General features: G+C 32.3%; 18 protein-coding genes. 13 read left to right on the forward strand and 5 right to left on the reverse strand.

The features are described 5' to 3' along the window. Window positions 1-86: 86 nt before the first annotated feature. Window positions 87-1724, forward strand: a complete 1638-nt coding sequence (locus tag IL45_RS13670) for an ABC-F family ATP-binding cassette domain-containing protein (RefSeq protein ID WP_036584903.1) — start codon at window positions 87-89, stop codon at window positions 1722-1724. Window positions 1725-1824: 100 nt separating this feature from the next. Here IL45_RS13670 and IL45_RS13675 read toward each other — a convergent pair whose 3' ends face one another. From IL45_RS13675 to IL45_RS13690, 4 genes are read right to left on the reverse strand one after another with little or no spacing between them, the layout of a single operon-like run. After that, on the reverse strand, window positions 1825-2463 hold the full coding sequence (locus IL45_RS13675) for a DUF3885 domain-containing protein (protein ID WP_036584905.1): 639 nt from the start codon (window positions 2461-2463) through the stop codon (window positions 1825-1827). A 38-nt stretch (window positions 2464-2501) separates the two neighbouring features. Next, window positions 2502-3053 carry a 16S rRNA (guanine(966)-N(2))-methyltransferase RsmD gene (gene rsmD, locus IL45_RS13680; RefSeq protein ID WP_036584906.1) on the reverse strand — a complete coding sequence of 184 codons (552 nt, stop codon included), beginning with the start codon at window positions 3051-3053 and terminating at the stop codon, window positions 2502-2504. Continuing rightward, window positions 3044-3838, reverse strand: coding sequence for a DUF3822 family protein (locus tag IL45_RS13685; RefSeq protein WP_235183357.1), 795 nt, complete (start codon window positions 3836-3838; stop codon window positions 3044-3046). Before IL45_RS13685 ends, rsmD begins: the two co-directional genes overlap by 10 nt. Then, window positions 3798-4565 carry a hypothetical protein gene (locus tag IL45_RS13690; RefSeq protein WP_051788741.1) on the reverse strand — a complete coding sequence of 256 codons (768 nt, stop codon included), beginning with the start codon at window positions 4563-4565 and terminating at the stop codon, window positions 3798-3800. The genes IL45_RS13685 and IL45_RS13690 overlap by 41 nt, the downstream gene beginning before the upstream one ends. 119 nt (window positions 4566-4684) lie before the next feature. On the opposite strand from IL45_RS13690, the gene IL45_RS13695 reads away from it, so the two are divergent. Genes IL45_RS13695 through kdsB form a run of 4 tightly spaced genes read left to right on the forward strand, consistent with a single transcriptional unit; the run spans window position 4685 to window position 7944 of the window. Continuing rightward, the gene (locus IL45_RS13695; protein WP_036584910.1) at window positions 4685-6112 is read left to right on the forward strand and encodes an ATP-dependent DNA helicase; all 1428 of its coding nucleotides are present in this window, start codon (window positions 4685-4687) and stop codon (window positions 6110-6112) included. A gap of 2 nt (window positions 6113-6114) precedes the next feature. Then, on the forward strand, window positions 6115-6717 hold the full coding sequence (locus IL45_RS13700; RefSeq protein WP_036584912.1) for a DUF4126 domain-containing protein: 603 nt from the start codon (window positions 6115-6117) through the stop codon (window positions 6715-6717). A gap of 15 nt (window positions 6718-6732) precedes the next feature. Further along, the gene (locus IL45_RS13705) at window positions 6733-7197 is read left to right on the forward strand and encodes a hypothetical protein (protein WP_036584914.1); all 465 of its coding nucleotides are present in this window, start codon (window positions 6733-6735) and stop codon (window positions 7195-7197) included. Between the two features lie 3 nt (window positions 7198-7200). After that, window positions 7201-7944: a 3-deoxy-manno-octulosonate cytidylyltransferase gene (kdsB, locus tag IL45_RS13710; protein ID WP_036584916.1), complete on the forward strand. Its 744-nt coding sequence runs from the start codon at window positions 7201-7203 to the stop codon at window positions 7942-7944. Between the two features lie 2 nt (window positions 7945-7946). On the opposite strand, the gene IL45_RS13715 is transcribed toward kdsB, so the two are convergent. Further along, on the reverse strand, window positions 7947-8258 hold the full coding sequence (locus tag IL45_RS13715; protein ID WP_036584917.1) for a GNAT family protein: 312 nt from the start codon (window positions 8256-8258) through the stop codon (window positions 7947-7949). Between the two features lie 186 nt (window positions 8259-8444). On the opposite strand from IL45_RS13715, the gene IL45_RS13720 reads away from it, so the two are divergent. The 8 genes from IL45_RS13720 (at window position 8445) to IL45_RS13755 (ending at window position 16289) form a co-directional block, all read left to right on the forward strand. After that, window positions 8445-9092, forward strand: a complete 648-nt coding sequence (locus tag IL45_RS13720; protein ID WP_036584918.1) for an alpha/beta hydrolase — start codon at window positions 8445-8447, stop codon at window positions 9090-9092. Between the two features lie 42 nt (window positions 9093-9134). Further along, the gene (locus IL45_RS13725; RefSeq protein WP_397303891.1) at window positions 9135-10082 is read left to right on the forward strand and encodes a lytic transglycosylase domain-containing protein; all 948 of its coding nucleotides are present in this window, start codon (window positions 9135-9137) and stop codon (window positions 10080-10082) included. Window positions 10083-10084: 2 nt separating this feature from the next. Continuing rightward, a complete protein-coding gene (gene cls / locus IL45_RS13730; protein ID WP_036584922.1) occupies window positions 10085-11554 on the forward strand; it encodes a cardiolipin synthase in 1470 nt (489 codons plus the stop codon). A gap of 20 nt (window positions 11555-11574) precedes the next feature. Further along, window positions 11575-11958: a sulfite exporter TauE/SafE family protein gene (locus IL45_RS13735; protein WP_006795324.1), complete on the forward strand. Its 384-nt coding sequence runs from the start codon at window positions 11575-11577 to the stop codon at window positions 11956-11958. 79 nt (window positions 11959-12037) lie between these two features. After that, window positions 12038-12883: a DUF2911 domain-containing protein gene (locus tag IL45_RS13740; RefSeq protein WP_036584924.1), complete on the forward strand. Its 846-nt coding sequence runs from the start codon at window positions 12038-12040 to the stop codon at window positions 12881-12883. A gap of 216 nt (window positions 12884-13099) precedes the next feature. Beyond that, entirely contained in the window at window positions 13100-14269 is a 1170-nt protein-coding gene (locus IL45_RS13745) for a C1 family peptidase (protein ID WP_160165406.1), read from the forward strand. Between the two features lie 102 nt (window positions 14270-14371). After that, window positions 14372-14926 carry an RNA polymerase sigma factor gene (locus IL45_RS13750; RefSeq protein ID WP_036584928.1) on the forward strand — a complete coding sequence of 185 codons (555 nt, stop codon included), beginning with the start codon at window positions 14372-14374 and terminating at the stop codon, window positions 14924-14926. Then, window positions 14916-16289, forward strand: coding sequence for a hypothetical protein (locus IL45_RS13755; protein WP_036584930.1), 1374 nt, complete (start codon window positions 14916-14918; stop codon window positions 16287-16289). Before IL45_RS13750 ends, IL45_RS13755 begins: the two co-directional genes overlap by 11 nt. Window positions 16290-16349 lie beyond the last annotated feature (60 nt).

The raw sequence follows: 16349 nt of genomic DNA on the forward strand, positions 1-16349 counted from the left end.
TTTTACAAATTCCTTCTCTTTAATCATATTTAGATTTCTATATAAGTATAGAATAATCATACTTTTGCCGTTGCAAAAACTTCAACATGATTACAGTAGAAAATATAGCCGTAGAATTTAGTGGTACCACACTTTTCAGTGATGTTTCATTTGTCATTAATCCAACAGATAAAATAGCACTGATGGGTAAAAATGGAGCAGGAAAATCTACCATGATGAAGATCATCGCTGGTGAACAAAAAGCTACTTGTGGTCATGTGAGAACTCCAGGTGATACTGTTATTGCTTACTTACCACAACATTTGTTAACATCAGATGATTGTACCGTTTTTGAAGAAACAGCCAAAGCCTTTAAACACGTCACATCTATGAAAAAGGAAATGGATGAACTTAATGAGGCTTTAACGACTCGTACAGATTATGAAAGTGCAGAGTATATGGCAATCATTGAACGTGTAACAGATTTAGGAGAAAAATTCTATGCTCTAGAAGAAGTAAATTATGATGCCGAAGTAGAAAAAGCTCTCAAAGGTCTAGGATTTAAACAAGAAGATTTTACAAGACCAACCAGTGAATTCAGTGGTGGATGGCGTATGCGTATTGAGCTTGCTAAAATTCTATTACAAAAACCAGATTTGATTTTACTCGATGAGCCTACCAATCATATTGATATAGAATCTGTAATTTGGTTAGAAGATTTTCTTGTTAATAAAGCAGACGCTGTAATGGTTATCTCACACGATAAAGCATTTATAGATAACATCACTAATCGCACTATTGAAGTTACCATGGGACAAATCCATGATTATAAAGCAACCTATTCCCATTACCTAGTGTTAAGAGCAGATCGTCGTTCACATCAAATTAAAGCATATCAAGAACAACAAAAGTTTATCGCCGATACGAAAGCTTTTATAGAACGATTTAAAGGAACTTATTCTAAAACTAATCAGGTTAATTCTAGAGAGAAGATGCTTGAGAAGTTACAGGTTATTGAGATTGACGAGGTAGATACGTCTGCATTAAAACTCAGTTTCCCGCCATCACCACGATCTGGTGATTATCCTGTAACCGTTAAAGATGTATCAAAATCTTATGGAGATCATGTGGTTTTTAAAGATGCAAATATGTCTATTGCTCGAGGCGAAAAGGTATCCTTTGTAGGTCGTAATGGTGAAGGAAAGTCAACGATGATCAAAGCTATTCTTAACGAGATAGAAGTAGAAGGTAATTGTCAACTAGGTCACAATGTAAAAGTTGGATATTTTGCGCAAAATCAGGCAGCTTTGTTAGATAATAATTTAACGATATGGCAGACAGTTGATGAAGTGGCAGAAGGCGATGTGCGTACACAATTAAAGAATATTCTAGGGAGATTTATGTTTAGTGGTGATGACTTAGAAAAGAAGGTAAGTGTTTTGTCTGGTGGTGAAAAAACCAGGCTAGCTATGGTAAAGTTATTACTAGAACCTGTGAATTTGTTAATTCTCGATGAGCCTACAAACCATTTAGATATTAAATCTAAAGATGTTTTAAAGGAAGCTTTATCTACTTATGATGGTACTTTAATCTTGGTATCTCACGATAGAGATTTCTTGCAAGGCTTATCAGAAAAAGTATTTGAATTTAAAGATCAACGTGTGATAGAACACTTTGAAACCATTGATGCGTTCTTAGAAAGAAATAGAATTAAAAACATCGCTGATATTAATTTGATGGGGTAGGGATTAGATTTCTTAAGATTAACTTCAGTCTTTTACTTAATAAGAGGAATATATAATTTAATCATTTAAGCAATCTCAAAACTCATAGCGAATTAAATAATTACCTAAATTGTTCTTTCATTTGATTTCTTTGAGATTCAACAATCCAAGAGTCAAATTTTGTGAAGTTATCTTTTAATTCCGATGTTTCATTACTATACATCAGACATCCTCTATCATCATACATCCAAAACCATTTTTGAGTTTTCTTCTCAAAAAAGTAAATTAATTGATGAATGTAAGGTTCGAATCCCATTTCATAATTAGCAATTCCGTTGAAAATTTTCTCATGAGAAATTTTGTTCCTTTTTCCAGAATATATTGATAGTTTTCCTTCAACCCATTCAATTTCCGTTTCATAGTCAAAATATCGCAGGGCTAACTTTTCATCATAACTTTCACCTTTAATTTCATTATCATTGAGAATTTCATGAATATAGGCTGAGGTATTATTAAATATTTTGTTACTGAAATCATAGATAATTATATAGATTTTAGAGTCTTCTGTAAAATGACTTTCAAAAAGTTCTGATGCTCGAATAGTAGCCTGATTAACGCGTTGTTTTGTTCCGTTCTCTAAATTATCACCTAATTCAAACCTCAAAAAATATTTAAGTTTACGTTCTAGCGTATTAAAATCCGTTAAATTTACTTCAGATTGCAAATCGTTTAATTCTTTAAGAAGAGCTTCTTTAATCATTGTAAAACAATGTCTTATTGAAATAAATTAGTTTGATTTTATTCTTCCTCATCAGGATTTTCAAAGAAACTAAATACGGTACCACCATATCTTCTAGAACTTTCTAACCACTGATGATTTGAAAGATCAGTATGTTTAGAATGCTCCATGATAAAAATACCACCAGGTACTAAGAGTTCGTTTTCCATGACTAAGGTTGCAATAGAGTGAAATTGCTCTTCTTCTAGTCCGTATGGTGGATCTGCAAAAATTAAATCATAACTACCTTTATGCTTTTCTAAAAAACTAAAAGCATCTGCTTTATTGGTATCAATAGGTAGATTTAAAGCGCTTGCTGTTTTTTTTATAAAATCTAGACACGGCTTATGTTGGTCTACTGCAAGAATACTAGATGCACCACGACTTCCAAATTCATAACTCATATTACCACTTCCAGCAAATAGCTCTAATACTTTGATACCTGGAATATGCTTGCGATGCCTTAAAATGTTGAATAGGGCTTCTTTAGACATATCTGTAGTAGGTCTTACTGGTAAATTCTTTGGAGCCTGTATTCTTCTCCCTTTATGTATTCCTGAAATTATACGCATAAAATGTCTTCTATATAAGTGTTTGAGTCGATGACGTAGTTAACCTCACGTACATAGGTATAAAGTAAATCGTAAACCGCATCGTTTTTTGCACTTGCTATAATCTTTAAAGCCATATTCTCAGGATCCAATTGGTTATGCTGTGCGGTAAATAATGTATAGTAGAGAATATCCTCTGCTGCTTGATGAGGATAACTATTATGTAATTTCAAATTTCCTTTTTCAAAAATAGTGATATAAAATTGTGACTCTTTTATATCAATGATAACTTCTGACTTGGACAGGTCATTTCTAGAATAGTGTTTTTGTAAAGCAAGAGTAGAGTAGTGGTAATAATTAAAATCACCATATTTATCAAAAAAGTAATTATTAATATTAGTATAAGCGATATAAACTGTTTTATAGTCTAATACTTCGATAGCGTCATCCGTACTTATCACATCTGTCTCTAATAGGCGTACATTATACTTTAAGTAATCAGACTGGTGTTGCTCATCATAAATGCTAGATGGGACACCTGTAAAAATCGGGTGATTATATATTAAAGTGACTTCTTCAAACTGTTGATTTAAATTTACCTCAGTTTCATAAATATTTTCAATCTCTTGTAGTATTTCAATCGGATTAGACTCATGCTTAAAAGATTTAAGAATGCGATTTTCAATACCCTTTGATGAGTAGATAAAAAAAGAAAGTCCATCTTGATGAATCAAGACGGACATTTTTTTATGCATTGCAGACATATTACTTTGGGCTAGTGGCATATTGTCTAGGCCAGTTTCCACTTGTTGTTACTTCAGTTAAGCTTCCTACAACAATTTCTTCTCCAGTAACACCTTCTACAGCTTTAGTTCTTAATTCTTGTTCAAGTAACCTTTCTGGTTGATCAAATAAGATATCTGATTTCTTTGCTCTAGCTTCAAATACACTGATGGCATTATCATCATCAAAATAAGTACCTGTTTCCAAAGAAATTTTCCCAGGAGTTTCAATCTTCTTGCCTTCTGTCGTAAATGAATAGTCTAGTAAAGTAGCAATATCTACGTTTTGGAATAATGAATCTTTCACAGATTTATATCCTAGTGTATCTGTTACAACAATTTCTTTGTAGTAACCACCATTGTCTGCGTTAAGACCAAAACGTTTGTTCTTATCGCGATCAGCTACAGAGCTATCCCTTCTTTGTACTAATGCAAATTTTGCAGTGTCTACAAACATTGCAAGTTTATTAATGTCATCTGTATATTTTCCAGTAATTGTTTTATGAGCATTTTCTGCCTCACGTAATTTAATCAATTGGGCAATTACTTTCTTATATCTTTCTTCTTTTACTTTTTCAAACTTTACCGGAGCTGCTATTGAATCAAATAGTTCATATCCAAAGTAGCCAATCAATGCTAATAAGAACACTATAATAACAATATGTAATTTCTTAGGTAATTTATTAATTAGAAAAGCTAGTCCTACTAATGCTAAAATTCCTAATACTATTGATGTAATGAGAGCAGTCATATTTTTTAAAATAATTATCTTGGTTTCAAAGCTAACAAATCTACAATATTTTTTGACTCATCCTAGCGTCACATTTCAAATTTGAGTTAAGTTTATCATCAGGTTTTCACCAATAATTCATGACTGCAGCAGAATATTACAAAATAATACACACCGATTTTCCTTTTGTCCCTACAAATGAGCAAGATAGAGCGCTTGAAGAGCTCTCTTCTTTTGTCATTGATAAAGATAAGGACAGACTATTTTTATTAAAAGGATATGCCGGAACAGGAAAAACGACTATAATTAGTGCCATTGTTAAGAATATATGGAAAGCCAAAATGAGTTGTGTGCTGCTTGCACCTACAGGTCGAGCGGCAAAAGTAATTAGTAGTTATAGTAATAAAACGGCTAGTACGATACATCGTGAAATTTATTATCCCAAAGCACAAGGTAAAGGTGGAAATGTAGAGTTTACCTTAAAACAAAATAAGCATCGTAATTCCTTATTTATAGTAGATGAGTCTTCAATGATACCTGATGTTGCTAGTGAGAACAAAATGTTTGGTGGTAATGGTTCTTTACTAGATGACTTAATTGAGTATGTATATTCTGGTATAGGTTGCATTCTTCTCTTAATAGGAGATACAGCTCAATTACCACCTGTAAAACTAGACGTTTCCCCTGCTTTAGAACCTACTCTATTAGAACAACGTTATTTAAAAGAGGTTACTTGTATTGAACTGGATGAGGTAAAGCGACAAGAAAAGGATTCTGGCATATTGCTAAATGCTACACGTATTAGAAATCATATAGAAGAACTAGATAACGACTTCAAATTTGATGTAGACCCATTTATTGATATTAATAGACTTATCGATGGTCACGAGATTATGGAGGCTATTCAAACAGCTTATGACACTCAAGGACATGAGGAAACTGCCATTATCGTTAGGTCTAATAAAAGAGCAAATTTATATAATCAACAAATTCGGTCTAGGATTCTTTTTCGCGAAAGCGAACTAGCATCTGGCGACTACCTTATGGTGGTAAAAAACAATTACCACTGGTTAAAGCCCAGTAGTGCTGCTGGTTTTATAGCAAATGGAGATATTATAGAAATTTTAGAAATTTATAATTTTAAAAATATTTATGGCTTCAGATTTGCAGAGGTAAAGGTGCGTATGGTAGATTATCCAGATGAAAAACCTTTTGAAACAGTACTATTGCTTGATACACTCGAGTCAGAATCTCCATCTTTAACTTATGATGATTCAAATAAACTATATCAAGAAGTGAGAATGGATTATCTTAAGTTACCAAAATGGAAACAATATAAAGAGATTAAAGAAAACCCGTTTTTTAATGCGCTACAAGTTAAATTCTCCTATGCAATAACTTGTCATAAATCACAAGGTGGACAATGGGAAAATGTGATAGTAGAACAACCATATTTACCAGATGGTCCATCAAAGGATTATTTGCGCTGGTTGTATACCGCTGTGACGCGTGCCAAAACAAATTTGTATCTTATAGGCTTTAATAAGGATTATTTTATAGAATCATAACCATGGAATGGATTACATCAAATTTTGAAATTTTTGTCAGTATATGCCTGGGAATAGGACTTTCTGCTAGTGCTGGATTTAGAGTTTTTGTACCGCTTTTATTTTTAAGTATCGCGGCTTACATGGGTATGGTACCGCTTAATCCAGATTGGGCTTGGGCAGGTAGTTTAAGCGCAGTTCTCATACTAGGTGTTGCAGCGATTGTAGAGTTAATGGCTTATTATATACCTTATGTAGATAACTTATTAGACACTATCACCGTACCGCTAGCGGCCATTGCTGGTACTGCAGTTATGGTAAGTGTAGTAGGAGATTTAGATCCTGTATACACCTGGACACTAGCGATTATTGCAGGTGGTGGAACTGCAGCAAGTGTAGCTAGCACTGCTGGTGCTGCTCGTTTAACCAGTACAGCAACCACTGGTGGTATAGGTAATCCTGTAATAAGTACTGCCGAGGCAGGTTTTAGTGGTATTCTAAGCTTTCTTTCTTTAATAGCACCTATTTTTGCAGCAGTAATTGTTGTGTTGATTTTTATTGCAATTAGAAAACTGTACAAGAAGTTATTTAAGAAAAAACCGCTTCCGCGAAAGCCGATTTCATAAACCATTCAACATATAATGTCTGTACTAAAAGGTCGAAAGTCTTCGGTATTAAGATTTGATACTGAAAAACAAATATTAAGCATTGAAGACCACTTAAGGTCTTATCGAATGATGCAAATAGTATTATTGTGTTCATCAATTTTATGGTGTACAGTGATTATTATAAATGATATTTCCTCTTTCTGGTTAGGGTTTTTAATAGGATCTTATATTGCAGTAGCTCTATTTGCAATCTATTATTATCTCTTTAAGTCATCAGTTGTTAAATCAATTCCATTTAATGAAATTGAAGAATTGATTTCCATAACGTTATTCTCTAAAAATGATAGACGTTTAACTTTAAAACTGAAATCAGCACGATATAGAAACCTTATTATAATGAATCAATCTGATATTAATTTAATCATAGACTCTTTTAAAGAGATGGCTATTACGGTAAGGGAACGTACCACTTTCAATTTATTACCACTTAATTTTTAATTCATGAGTTTAAAAGTTATTGCTGTAATACCAGCACGATATGAAGCAAGTAGATTTCCAGCAAAATTGATGCAAGATCTATGCGGTAAGTCTGTCATAGTAAGAACTTATGAGGCTGCGCTAGCTACAAATCTTTTTGATCAGGTAATTGTGGCTACGGATAGTTCAATTATATTTAAAGAGATTACAGATCATGGTGGTAAGGCTGTAATGAGCAAAAAGCAACATGATTGTGGTAGTGATCGTATTGCCGAGGCTGTTGAAAATATAGACGCAGATATTATCATCAATGTGCAAGGTGATGAGCCATTTACTAATCAGGCAGATTTAAAAAAATTGCTAGAAGTATTTGAAAATGATGATGATGAGACAATAGCTCTAGCTTCATTAATGCATGAGTTAAAAGAAGAGAAAGACATTCATAACTCTAATAATGTTAAGGTTATTACTGATTTATCAGGTAACGCTATCTATTTTTCTCGTAGTCCAATCCCATTTAATAGAGCAACTGACGTAGAGGTGCCAGTATATAAACATATAGGGATTTATGCATTTAGAAAAGCGGCATTGATTGATTTTTACAATTCTAGTGCAACACCATTAGAATTAAAAGAGAAGATAGAGTGCTTAAGGTATCTCGAGCATGGTAAAAAAATAAGCATGATCATTACTGACCATGCTAGTATAGGTATCGATACACCATCAGATTTAGATGCAGCTAGACAAATGTGGTTAAGTATTAATTAGGTTTAAATACTAATTCCCACAGGTAGCATTTCCTTAAATTCATGACGATTGCGTCGAACAAATCCAGCTATTTTAGGATGTGTAGGTACTACTTTAATTTTCTTTTCATCTCTAATGTTAAGAAATACAGCTCTTAAAAATTCATTTTTAAAATCAGCATCATCTTCTAAAGACTCTGGAATGATAAATTTAGTCAAGAAAATTTTTCGCTCTTGTTGAGAATATTCAATTTTTGCTAAATCTCCATTTTTGGTACATTCATACTGACGTAAAAAGGTGTTGTCAGTAATTTCAATCGTAGTTGATGTTTCCATTTTCATTCTTTTTAACTCCTAAATATGATTAGGTATATTCACTAAAGGATAAGTTTATTAAAACTTTGTGGTTGATTAGTGAAAGCATAAAAATTGCTCTTATTAACTTTGTAAAGATACTTTAAAATAACATTTTCTTAATCATAGCATCTGTTAAAACATTGATTATAAATCTATTCTTAAAATATGATTCCTGTTTACTTTATGCCTGGTATGGCTGCGTCTGATTTGATATTTGAGAATATTAAGCTTCCACCAGAACAATTTGAAATGTTTTTTATGCACTGGATCATTCCTGAAAAAAATGAGCCTTTAAAGAATTATGTTACACGTTTAATAAAACAAATCCATCATGAAAACCCTGTGGTTATAGGAGTCTCATTTGGTGGTATCATTGTTCAAGAGATTGCAAAACAAATTATAGTACGTAAAACCATTATCATTTCTAGTGCAAAAAGTAACAGCGAGTTCCCTAGACGTATGCATTTTAGCAAAGTCACTAAGCTTCATAAGATCGTGCCTACTCGTCTTTTTGAAAATATGGATTCTTTAGTTAAGTATACCTTTGGAATTGCACCTAAAAAGCTTGAGCTGTACAAGAAATATTTATCAGTTAATGATAGACGTTATCTAGATTGGGCACTGGATACGATAATCAACTGGGATCAACAAGATATGCCTGAAGATGTAATACATATTCATGGAGATAAAGACCCGATTTTCCCCATCAAATACATAAATAATGTAACTATAGTACCAGATGGAACTCATATAATGATTATTAATAGATTCCGCTGGTTTAATGATAACTTACCTCAAATCATTTCACAATAACAGTTTTAGACTCAATGGGATTCCCTTATATTTAAACCAAAAATAGAACGCATGAAAAAGATATTATTAGGAGCAGGAATAGTAGTCGTTTTATTGCTAGCAGTAAGTGCTGTGCAACAAAACTCTAGTCTTCAAGAAATGGAGCCTATGAAGACTCCAGAGTTAAAAGATCCATCACGAGTGGGCGATTATGGAGTATATGCGTTAGAGCTTCCTAAAACATTAGATTTTGCAGGAGAATCTGTACCCTTACATCATCCTGATATTAAAGAGCGTGCAGACCGTGAATTTTTAGTAAATACCTACTGGCAATCTAACGGAATCATGCTAGTTAAAAAATCAAAAAAATATTTTCCTGTTATAGAAGCTATACTGGCAGAAGAAGGAATCCCAGATGACTTTAAATATCTAGCGGTTATTGAGAGTGGTCTCGATAATGTAAAGTCACCTGCAGGAGCTAGTGGTTTCTGGCAAATAATGAGCGCAACTGGTAAAGAATTGGACTTAGAAGTAAATAGTAATGTAGATGAACGTTACCACCTAGAGAAAGCCACACGCGCTGCTTGTAAATACTTAAAGGATAGTAAAGAAAGAATGGGAACATGGACACTTGCTGCTGCTGCCTATAATGCGGGAAATGCTGGAATAAATCGCGAGTTAGAGCGACAACAAGCAACTTCTTATTATGATTTATTGCTAGGACAGGAGACAGGTAGATATGTGTTTAGGATTCTAGCGTTAAAAGAAATTCTTAAAAGTCCAGAAAGCTTTGGTTTTAATGTGGAGCCTGAGCAATACTATTACCAAGTACCTACTAAAAAAATCTTAGTGGATTATGAGATTGATGATTTAGCAGCTTTCGCGAAAGCGAACTCTATAAACTATAAAATTTTAAAAATCCATAATCCATGGTTGAGAGAAAATAAGTTGAATAACAAGTCTGGGAAATTATACGAAATTGAAATTCCAGAAAATGGTTACTACGACTAGTTATGTTAAACTGGGTTCTTAGTAATTGGTTTTTAAGTCTGCTTATTATCAATTATATCGTTGCGTTAAGTGCAGCGTTTTTCTTGATACGTAGTAATCAGAACCCACGTAAAACAGTTTCTTCATTATTGTTTTTAGTAGCCTTACCTTTTTTAGGATTGGGTATCTATTACTTTTTTGGTCTTGAATACCGAAAATCTAAAATTTTTAAAAGAAAAGATCTTAATGCAAATGAACTTATTCAAGACTGGAATAAACGTTTGCATGTATCAAATGATGATCTTGATAAATATGAAGAGACTTTTTTAATAGATCGTCTTAAAATGGTGAAGCTGTTAAGACATAACCAGGCAGCACCCTTAACGTTACGCAATAATTTAGATGTTTTAATCAACGGTAGATCAAAATTTGATCGTGTTTTTGAGGATATTAAAAACGCTCAAAATCATATTCATCTTGAGTATTTTATTTTGAGTGACGATCATATCGGGACAGATGTGATCGATGCTTTAATAGAAGCTGCAAAACGTGGAATTGAAGTTAAAATTATTTATGATTCTGTAGGAAGTTCTATCTCTAGAGCTAATAAGAGCAGAATGAATGCTGTAGGTATCGAGTATGAGGCATTTATGCCTGTTCTTTTTTCAAAATTTACACGTAAGGCAAATTATCGCGATCATCGTAAAATTTTTATTATTGATGGTAGTATAGGTTATATAGGTGGCGTGAATATAAGTGATGATTATGTGAATGAGCCCGTAAATCACAATGGTCAGTTCTGGCGTGATACACACCTGCGTATAGAAGGTCATGCTGTTAAAAGCCTGCAAGCGCAATGGTTGTTGAACTGGTACTTTGTGAAACGACAAGATGAAAATTATGAAATTCCATCTAGCTATTTCCCAGAGATTGATTTTCCTGAAAATAAAGCCGTTCAAATAGCTGCTAGTGGTCCCGATACAGACTGGGCAAATATTATGGAAGCACTTTTTATTGCTATTAACACAGCAGAGAAAAGTATTTATATCACCACACCGTATTTTATACCCAATGAAGCGATTTTAACGAGCTTAAAAAGTGCTGCACGCAGTGGTGTAGAAATTCACATCATGGTGCCTAAAAAAGGAGATAGTTGGGCAGCAAGATATGCGTCTAGATCATATTTCCAGGATTTATTAGAAAGTGGTATATATGTTCACTGGTATCATAGGGGAATGCTACATGCAAAAACAATGGTAGTTGATGATATGTTTTGTACCATAGGGACTTCAAATATGGATTATCGCAGTTTTGATATTAATTTTGAGATTAACGCATTAATTTATGATGAAGAGATTTCACAAGAATTAAATGTCCAATTTCAAAAGGATTTAGAATATTGCGAAGAAGTTTTATTAGAGCTGTGGATAAAAAGAGATAAAGCAAATAAGTTTAAAGAGTCTTTTTGTAGATTGTGGGCTCCTTTATTATAACTATGAAACCAAAAAAGAAAATGACATTAGAAATTATTTTACTCTTATTGCTATTAGGCTTATTAGCAGGATTTTTAAGTGGTAGTGTAGGAGTAGGTGGTGGCGTTATTATGGTGCCACTAGCAATATGGTTTTTAGGTTATAGTCAGCATCAAGCACAAGGATTAAGTCTTGCTGTATTAGCAGTTCCTGTCACATTTCTTGCTGCATATACGTATCATAAAAATGGTCATGAACTCGACTGGCGTTATGCATTAGTGATCGCTGTTGCTTTTGTTTTTGGTGGTTATTTTGGAACTAAATTAGCAATAAGTATAAATCAACAGTTATTAAAAAAGATTTTTGGAGTTATTTTAATAATTGTAGCCGTTAAAATGATTTTTTTCTCTAGCGCCAAAGCTTAATGTATTAAGAAAACCCTAACAATAGATAAACGATAAAAGCTGTTTATTTACATTTAAATTAATTCAATTTTTTTCAATTATGAAATATACATTACTTGCTTTTATGTCATTATTTGTAGCTACAACTCTTACAGCACAAATAGAAGCACCACAACCTAGTCCTAGTGCTATGGTAAAACAAACCGTTGGTCTTACGGAAGTTACACTGGAGTACTCTAGACCGGCTATGAGAGATAGAGATATCTTTGGCGATTTAGTACCTTTTGATAAAATGTGGAGAACCGGTGCAAATGCTAACTCTGAGGTTTCATTCTCTGATGATGTGATTGTGGCTGGGAAAGAATTAAAAGCTGGGACTTATGCAGTATTTACTAAGCCTGGTAAAAAAGAATGGGATGTTTATTTTTATACTGATCATTCTAATTGGGGAACACCTAGTGAGTGGGACGATTCTAAAGTAGCTGCAATGGTTACCGTGCCCGTAAGCAAACTAAAAAATACTCAAGAAAGTTTTACCATGGCAATTAATGAGATTAACATGGAAGGTGCTCATTTACAAATTATGTGGGCTAATACTATGGTAGCAGTTCCTTTCTCAGTGCCTACTAAAGCAAAAACTCAAGGTAGTATTGATAAAGTAATGGCAGGTCCTAGTGCAAACGATTACTATTCTGCAGCATCTTTTTATCTTGATGCAGATAAAGATTTAGAAAAAGCACACGAATGGATTACTAAGGCAACTGTATTGAGCCCTAAAGCGTTTTGGATGTTCCGTAAAAAATCACTTATAGAAGCTAAATTGGGCAATACGAGTGCAGCCATTGCATCTGCAAAGCAGTCTCTAGCATTAGCTACTGCTGCAGGTAATGCTGACTATGTAAAGATGAATAAAGATAGCCTTAAAGAATGGGGCGTTAAGATGTAATAACCTGTAAACAATATCGCTTTTGCGAAAACGTATTTAAAAAACCACTTAAGAAATTAAGTGGTTTTTTTGTTATATGACGCAACCATTTTGATTATTATATACTATTAGTTAAAGGCTTATAAATTAAATATTATGAAAAATAAAATAGTACTTATTTTAATCTGCTTTACAGTAATTTCTTGCGGATATGATAAAATAGAAAACGAACAAATTTTGGAAACTAATATAGTTTATCAAGATGAAGAGTTATTCAGTTTATTACTCAATGTACAAAATGAAATATTAGATAATAATCAACTGTCATGCATCAGATTTCTTTATCCTGTTAAAATTTATGAATTGGATCAAAACCGAAATGTGAAAACTTCAAAACATATAGAGAATAATAATGATTTATATAATTTTTTAATACATTTACCTATTAATAGTAATATTTATTTCAATTTTCCTCTAAATTATATTTTTCCAAATGGGACTATTATAGAGATCAATAATAAAGCAGATTTATTGCTTTGTATTAAAGGTTGTGTAGCTCAACAAACTCCACAAACTTATGAGACTCAGACTTATCAATTTATAACTCAAAATGCAGAAGTTTACTTTACTGGCTCTAATGAATGTAACACTAATGGAGATTATAATTTTAATACTGATAAATTATTAGATAACTTAATAATTCCTAATACTTTGCCCAGTAGTTTTGATTTGTCACCTCTTTTACCACCCGTTGGAAATCAAGGTAGACAAGGTTCATGTACCTCTTGGGCTATCACTTATTATTTAAAATCTTTTCAAGAACAGATTGAAACAGGACTGCCATACTCAGAACATAATATCATGAGTCCTGCATATAGTTACAATCAATTAACACAAGGAATCTGTGAAGGAACTTCAATAACCGCAACATTAGAAATCTTGAAAGAAAAAGGAGCCGTATCAATGCAATCATTTCCATATCTAGATTATTCTTGTAATATTCAACCTAATAGTTTTCAAAATACAGAGGCATCTGCAAATAAAATAAGTGATTATAAATATTTAAGTGGCTCTAATATGTTGTTAGAAATGAAAACCTTATTAAACGAACAAAAACCAATCATTATATCTGCATATTTAGATTCTCAATTTGGAATTGTTGATCAATTTGGTTTGTCAGCGTATAGAGAGCATCCTGTTGATTATAGTTCTTCAGGAAGTTGTCATGCAATGCTTGTAATTGGTTATTCAGATAATTACAATGCTTTTAAGGTTGTTAATTCATGGGGTGAAGATTGGGGAGATGATGGATTCGTTTGGATTGATTATGCTGCTTTTGTTAACGTAACAAATACTAATGCAGATTTTAAAGTAATTAGTAATGCTGTTGTTGCTTTTGATGAATAATATTTATAATTTATATGTTGACCTCTTAATTTTCGATGTAATCTTGGGATGATGATTATACTATTGAGTTAAGTAAATTTTTTAATTTTTAAATCAACAATATTGAATTTAAAAGAACTTCTTAAATCTTGTAAAAAAGATGATATAAACGCTCAAAAAGAGCTTTATGATCAATATAAAGAAGTGCTCTTTATTTTGTGCTTAAAATATAGCCGTAATAGAGAAGAGGCTGAAGATATTCTTCATGATTCATTTATGATCATATTTACATCGATAAATAAATATAAAGGAAAAGGCAGTTTTGAAGGCTGGATGAAACGTATCGTAATTAATACAGCTATTTCTTCATTTAAAAAAGCTTCTAATTTTAATATCTTATTAAATGAGGAAATAACTAAAGAAGTATTAATTGAGGAAGATTTTATAGAGACTATTCCACTTCAGGAAATTTTAATTGCGGTGCAGCAATTACCAGATCGATATCGAATGGTATTTAATTTATATGAAATGGATGGTTATAGTCACAAACAGATTAGTAAAATGCTTGACATTACAATAGGTACATCAAAATCTAATCTAAATCGTGCTAAAACTATTCTTAAAGGAAGTTTACAAAAGTGGAGCGTTAATTCAAAAAACAGATCTTATGGTAACTAATAAAGAAATAGGGTCTTCTATAAATGATAAATTGAAATCACTAAATGCAACTCCTAGTGATAAAGTTTGGAAGGAATTAGAAAGGGATTTGAAAAAAAAGAAGAGAAAAAGATTGATTCCATTTTGGTTTTGGATCACTGGTATTGGAATATTATTTGTTGGATTTCTATTTAATGGTTTGATTTTTAATTTCTTCTTAAATAATTATTCAAACAAAGATTTTAACGAATTACCGATAGTAGATTATCAAACTGATAAAGCTGGGAATAAATTTAAATCGAAAGATCAAAAGGGATTATCTAGTACAGATTTTAAATCTAGTCAAGATAGCCTTATATCCAATCAAGTTTTGCTTGAGGAAAATGAAGGTCCAGTAAACAAAAATTTCAATGGTCCGATTTATGTCAATCAAACAATATTTAAAAATACAGCTTCAAAAGCTAAAAATATTTTGGATACTCAAATTACCTCAAACTCTGAATTTGATAGAGTAGGGCGTGGTGATGCAAAAAGTAATGATATACTTTTAAAAAGCACTAATACTATCGTCGATGATAAATTAAGAGAGATAAAAACAGCAATCGATTCTTCAGCTAACAAGTTTGAAGATCTACTCGAGCATAATGAAGACAGCCTAACGAAGAAAAAAAATAGTTTTAAGTTAGAGATGAATGAGAAAAAAGATAGCCTAAAAGAGATTTATAAAAACCCTTGGAGTGTAAGTGTTTCTGGAATCATAAATAGGTATAACATTTCTAATGGAGAATCCGTAATAGACAGAAGACTGAATGACAATCAGATAGATAGAGATATTCAATTAAACTACGGAATAGCTCTTCATCATAACTTGTATAATAGATGGACATTAAGGGTAGGTGCTAACCTAATCAAGTACAATCAATCAACTAGAAATATAGATTCTAACATTATAAATTTTGAATCGCTTGAACATATTTCTTATGACGTCGATCAGCAAATACTGAATAACTTTATTGCGGCATCATCCACGATAGAAATCAGACAGAAATATACTTATCTAGAGATTCCAATACAAGCCCGTTATTCTCTAATAAACGGAAATACTGATCTTGCCACAATTCTTGGTTTTCAGAATCGATTGTTACTTAACGATCAAACGTTTTTAAATTCAAAATCAAAAGAATTGTTGATCGGGAAGTCAAACAATGTTTACGATTATGGAGTATCTGTACATTTATCTTTAGCTAGCAGAATTCATTTATACAAAAAGCTATATTTTAATGTGGAACCTGCTATTTATTATCATATCCAACCATTTGATAATAGAGGGATTAATCTACTTTCAGAGTTTAGATTAACAACCAGTCTAGAATACAAATTCTAATTATAGCCTGATCGCTTTTGCGAAAGCGTATTTAAAAAACCACTTAAGAAATTAAGTGGT

Origin of the sequence: Nonlabens ulvanivorans, assembly GCF_000732625.1 — a bacterium.
In the GTDB taxonomy this organism is placed as follows: domain Bacteria; phylum Bacteroidota; class Bacteroidia; order Flavobacteriales; family Flavobacteriaceae; genus Nonlabens; species Nonlabens ulvanivorans.

What these genes read in the sequence shown, in the direction of transcription:
- IL45_RS13700 (WP_036584912.1), top strand. Translation starts at nt 6,115, where the DNA reads ATGGAATGGATTACATCAAATTTTGAAATTTTTGTCAGTATATGCCTG.
- IL45_RS13670 (WP_036584903.1), top strand. Translation starts at nt 87, where the DNA reads ATGATTACAGTAGAAAATATAGCCGTAGAATTTAGTGGTACCACACTT.
- IL45_RS13740 (WP_036584924.1), top strand. Translation starts at nt 12,038, where the DNA reads ATGAAATATACATTACTTGCTTTTATGTCATTATTTGTAGCTACAACT.
- IL45_RS13695 (WP_036584910.1), top strand. Translation starts at nt 4,685, where the DNA reads ATGACTGCAGCAGAATATTACAAAATAATACACACCGATTTTCCTTTT.
- IL45_RS13715 (WP_036584917.1), bottom strand. Translation starts at nt 8,258, where the DNA reads ATGGAAACATCAACTACGATTGAAATTACTGACAACACCTTTTTACGT.
- IL45_RS13675 (WP_036584905.1), bottom strand. Translation starts at nt 2,463, where the DNA reads ATGATTAAAGAAGCTCTTCTTAAAGAATTAAACGATTTGCAATCTGAA.
- IL45_RS13720 (WP_036584918.1), top strand. Translation starts at nt 8,445, where the DNA reads ATGATTCCTGTTTACTTTATGCCTGGTATGGCTGCGTCTGATTTGATA.
- rsmD (WP_036584906.1), bottom strand. Translation starts at nt 3,053, where the DNA reads ATGCGTATAATTTCAGGAATACATAAAGGGAGAAGAATACAGGCTCCA.
- IL45_RS13735 (WP_006795324.1), top strand. Translation starts at nt 11,575, where the DNA reads ATGACATTAGAAATTATTTTACTCTTATTGCTATTAGGCTTATTAGCA.
- IL45_RS13705 (WP_036584914.1), top strand. Translation starts at nt 6,733, where the DNA reads ATGTCTGTACTAAAAGGTCGAAAGTCTTCGGTATTAAGATTTGATACT.
- cls (WP_036584922.1), top strand. Translation starts at nt 10,085, where the DNA reads ATGTTAAACTGGGTTCTTAGTAATTGGTTTTTAAGTCTGCTTATTATC.
- kdsB (WP_036584916.1), top strand. Translation starts at nt 7,201, where the DNA reads ATGAGTTTAAAAGTTATTGCTGTAATACCAGCACGATATGAAGCAAGT.
- IL45_RS13690 (WP_051788741.1), bottom strand. Translation starts at nt 4,565, where the DNA reads ATGACTGCTCTCATTACATCAATAGTATTAGGAATTTTAGCATTAGTA.
- IL45_RS13755 (WP_036584930.1), top strand. Translation starts at nt 14,916, where the DNA reads ATGGTAACTAATAAAGAAATAGGGTCTTCTATAAATGATAAATTGAAA.